Source organism: Acidovorax sp. KPB24-07, from assembly GCF_057543315.1.
Map to the genome: position 1 here is coordinate 1 of NZ_BAAJYS010000448.1, position 2514 is coordinate 2514.

At 71.2% G+C, this 2514-nt stretch carries 3 protein-coding genes; 2 read left to right on the forward strand and 1 reads right to left on the reverse strand.

Annotated elements, in window-relative coordinates; translation table 11 throughout:
- On the forward strand, positions 1-504 hold a 504-nt coding region (locus AC27IQ_RS22365; protein WP_487090847.1), incomplete at its 5' end, for an aminotransferase class I/II-fold pyridoxal phosphate-dependent enzyme.
- A 67-nt stretch (positions 505-571) separates the two neighbouring features.
- Positions 572-1564, forward strand: a complete 993-nt coding sequence (locus AC27IQ_RS22370) for a Bug family tripartite tricarboxylate transporter substrate binding protein (RefSeq protein WP_284431055.1) — start codon at positions 572-574, stop codon at positions 1562-1564.
- A 60-nt stretch (positions 1565-1624) separates the two neighbouring features.
- Here the strand turns inward: AC27IQ_RS22370 and AC27IQ_RS22375 are convergent, their stop codons facing one another.
- On the reverse strand, positions 1625-2503 hold the full coding sequence (locus AC27IQ_RS22375; RefSeq protein ID WP_487090848.1) for a DMT family transporter: 879 nt from the start codon (positions 2501-2503) through the stop codon (positions 1625-1627).
- Positions 2504-2514 lie beyond the last annotated feature (11 nt).

Consider the following 2514-nt stretch of genomic DNA (forward strand, 5'->3'; position numbering starts at 1 on the left):
AACGGCGTGTCCAAGGCCTATGCCATGACCGGCTGGCGCATCGGGTACGGGGCCGGGCCGGCGCAACTCATCCAGGCCATGGTCAAGCTGCAGTCGCAAAGCACCTCGGGCGCCAACGCCATCGCGCAGGCCGCAGCGGTGGCGGCGCTGACGGGCCCGCAGGATTTCGTGGCGCAGAGCCGGCGCATCTTCCAGGAGCGCCGCGATACCGTGCTGCAGGCGCTGACCGCCATCGATGGCCTGCACTGCCACCGGCCGCAGGGCGCCTTCTACCTGTTCGCCTCCTGCAGCGCGTTGTGGGGCCTGCGCACGCCCCAGGGCACGCCTATCCGCAGCAGCGACGACTGGATCCTGCACCTGCTGGAGTCCGAAAACCTCGCCGCGCTGCAGGGCAGCGCGTACGGCGTCGGCACGCATTTCCGCATCTCGTTCGCCGCCGGCACCGACGAGCTGCTGGAAGGATGCCGGCGCATCGCCCGCGCCCGTGCATCGCTGGTCGCCTGATGCCTCGGCCACTGTGTCTCCCGCTCCGCCCCGTCCCGTCCCACCACGCCCCGTTCCAAGGATCGCCATGAACCGCCTGTCGCTTCGCCCCTTCCTCGCCCTCGCCTCGGTACTCGGAGTGGCCGCCGCGCTGCAGGCCACGGCCGTGCGGGCCGCGGACCCGTTTCCCTCCAAGCCGGTGCGCATCGTCGTCGGCTTCTCGCCGGGTGGCTCCAACGACATCGTCGCGCGGCTGATCGCCCCCAAGCTGGCCGACGCCCTGGGCCAGCCGGTCGTGATCGACAACCGGCCGGGCGCGGGCGGCAACATCGCCGCCTCGGCGGTGCTGTCGGCCCCGCCCGACGGGACCACGCTGCTGATGTGCACCACGGGCACGCTGTCGATCCAGCCGCACCTGATCAAGTCGCTGCCCTTCAATCCCGAGACGGATCTGCTGCCCGTCACGCAGATCGCCAACGCGCCTTACCTGCTGCTGGTGAATGCCGCGCTGCCGGTCAAGACCGTGGGCGAACTGGTCCAGTACGCCCGGCAAAGGCCTGGCGAGCTCAATTTCGCGTCGTCCGGCAACGGCACGGGTGGCCACCTGGCCGGCGAAATGCTCAAGTCGCGCGCGGGCATCGACATCGTGCACATCGCCTACAAGGGCACCGGCAGCGCCATGGCCGACGTGCTGTCGGGCCAGGTGTCGATGATCTTCGACCAACCGGTCAGCTCGATGCCGAACGTGCGCTCGGGCAAGCTGCGGCTGCTGGCCGTGGCCAGCGCCCGGCGGCTGCCCGGCTTTCCCGATGTGCCGACCGTGTCGGAGACGGGTGTGCCGAATTTCGACCCGGTGACCTGGACGGGCCTGTGCGCCGCCAAGGGCACGCCACCCGCGGCCATCGCGCGCGTGCAGCAGGAAGTGGCCAAGGTGCTGGCCATGCCCGAGATCGCCCAGCGCCTGGTGCAGGACGGCCTGGAGCCCGTCGGCAGCACGCCACGGCAGTTCCGGGAATTCCTGGTGGCGGACAAGCAGAAATGGGGCCGCGTGATCCAGGACGCCGGCGTCAAGCTCGACTGAGTACCCGCGGCGTCACGCCTCGGCCCGACCTCCGTTGCGAAGTCACGGGGAAGGCAGGGGCTACCGCGTCTCGCGCACGGTGAGCCAGGCGCTGGCGGCCCCGCTGAGCACGATGGCCGCGATGCCCGCCAGCGACCAGGCGTCCGGCACATGGCGGAACAGCAGCCAGCCGGCGAGCATCGCGAAGCCGATCTGGCTGTAGAGGAACGGCGCGATCGTCACCGGCGTCGTGCGCGCATAGGCCTGGAGCAGCAGCATATGCCCCACGGCGCTCGACAGGCCCATGGCGAACATGCCGGCCCACAGCCATGGGTCCGCGATGGCGGTCCAGGTGAACGGCACGCCCACCGACACCAGCGCCGCGGCCAGCCAGCCGGTGTAGAGCTGCGTGGTGGCGGGGCTCTCGTGCCCCGCCATCTTGCTGCTGATGACCTGGTAGCCCGTGCCGGTGGCCAGCAGGCACAGCGGCCAGAGCATGGCCCAGGTGAAGGCCTCGCCCCCCGGGCGGATGATGGCCAGCGTGCCCGCCAGCCCCAGGACCACGAGCGCCCAGCGCGGCGCGCTCACCCGCTGGTGCAGCCACAGCGCCGCCACCACCGTCACGCACAGCGGCGTGGCCGCCACGATGGCGGTGAACTCGGCCAGCGGCAGGTGCTGGATGCTGATGAAGCCGAAGAGGCTCGTGGCGGCGAACAGCACCGCGCGCAGCGCCTGGAACCGCGGCTGCGTGGTGCGCAGCACGGCAACGCCTTCGCGCTGCAGCACGAACACCGTGGTCAGCAGCGCCTGGAACAGGTAGCGCAGCCACAGCGCCATGAAGAGCGGCACGGCGGCGCTGACCCATTTGGTGGTGGCGTCCAGTACCGCGAAGCATGCGCAGGCGCCCACGGTGAGGCCAATGCCCGCGACGGCCGCGGCGCGGCTGCGCAGGGCGTGCAGCGGCGGCGGGG

Coding starts and splice junctions, on each gene's coding strand:
- AC27IQ_RS22370 (WP_284431055.1), top strand. CDS start 572: ATGAACCGCCTGTCGCTTCGCCCCTTCCTCGCCCTCGCCTCGGTACTC.